This window comes from Arthrobacter sp. SO3, assembly GCF_020532825.1.
Taxonomy (GTDB): Bacteria; Actinomycetota; Actinomycetes; order Actinomycetales; family Micrococcaceae; genus Arthrobacter.
In genome coordinates this window covers 13558-14971 of record NZ_MQTS01000199.1, presented here as the reverse complement: position 1 = coordinate 14971, position 1414 = coordinate 13558, and the positions used below count along the sequence as shown (strand labels likewise).

Genomic DNA, 1414 nt, shown 5'->3' with positions numbered 1-1414 from the left:
GTGCAGGATGGAGTTGATCAGGATGCCGCCGAGGATGGCGCCGCCTAGGCCGCCACCGCCGCCGCCGCCGAACATTCCGCCCCGGCCGTAGCCCTGGTTGGAGTACCCGCCGAAGTGGTCGACGTCGGACTGGGCCAGCTGCGCGGCCTGCGCCGCCAGCGAGTGCGCCTGCTGGGCGTACTGCAGGGCGGTCACGGGATCCGTGCGCGAGATGGACAGTGCGTAGTCCAGGTTGCGCTGGGCCTCGGCCAGGCGCGTCCGGGCCTCGGTGCCCACCCCGCCGCGGCGGGCGGTGATGTAGTCCGAGGTTGCGCTGATCTGCGCCTGCGCGGACATAATGGTCTGCTGCAGCGAGGCCTGCGCACGGCGGGCCTGCTCCTGCTGGTCGCGGATTCCGGAGAGCGACGCATCCAGGGACTGGTGTGCCGTCTCGACCCGCTCCAAGGTGGCGATCGGGTCGATCTTGCCGCCCTGGATTTCGGCCTTGACCTGCGCCAGTGCGGCTTCCACCGCGGCGACCGGTCCGGCAAGTTCGGGGTGCGTCCCGGACTGGAGCAGGGCCCTGGCTTGGGCGAGGTCCTGGGAGGTGTCAACGACGGCGGACTCAAGGCCGCTGCGCGCCTCATCGAGGGTTCCGGCCACCCTGGTGATGGCGCCGATCAGCACGTTCGTCTGGTGCAGGCTCTCTTCCGCGGCCCGGACGGCGACGGCGGCGAGGCTGCTTTCGCCGGCACTGAGCTTCTCCTGGGCCGTGACGGAGGCGTTCTGGACGAAGGCGAGCCGCTCCTTGGCCTGGTTGATGTTGTCGCCGACCTGCACGAGGGCACTCTCGGCATACTTGGCGCGCAGCTCGGAGAGCGACTGCTCGGCGCTGGCGATTTTGGCTTCCGCCTCGCTGGCGCCGGCGCTGACCGCGGCCAGCGCCTGGGGGGCGTTCTTCTCCAGCTCGCGCAGAGAATCGAAGTCGGCCTTCTGTTCCTGGAGCGAGGCCAGCGCGGCCTCGGAACGGCGGATGATCTCACCGAGCCAGGTCCGCTGCTGCTCTTCGGTGTCGGGGATGTGGTCGTCGAGCTGCTGCTGCAGTTTGAAGGACTCGGACATGTGGCCCTTGGCGTCCTCCAAGGCCTTCGTGAAGTTCCCGACGGCGGCGTCGCCGTATTGTGCCTGCGCGAAGCCAAGCTCCTGCTCGCTGGACTTGATGGCGTCGTCCGCCTCGATCAGCAGCGAGCCGCTCTTGCGGCGCAGTTCCTCGACGGTGAGCCCGGCGAGCGGATCCAGCTCGGCGCCCTGCGGGCCATTGCCGGCACCGGCGCCTGCCGCGGCTTTCTTCCGGCGGTTGCGGAGGTAGAGGTAGGCGCCCGCGCCGCCTGCCGCGACGACACCCACGCCCACGAGCACGGCGTTGCCGGCGGTA

1 protein-coding gene is annotated in these 1414 nt (G+C 70.2%); it reads right to left on the bottom strand.

What is annotated here, in order from left to right; all coding sequences use genetic code 11:
- The coding region (locus tag BJQ90_RS18700; RefSeq protein ID WP_226761705.1) for a TPM domain-containing protein at positions 1-1414 on the bottom strand (1414 nt) is incomplete at both ends.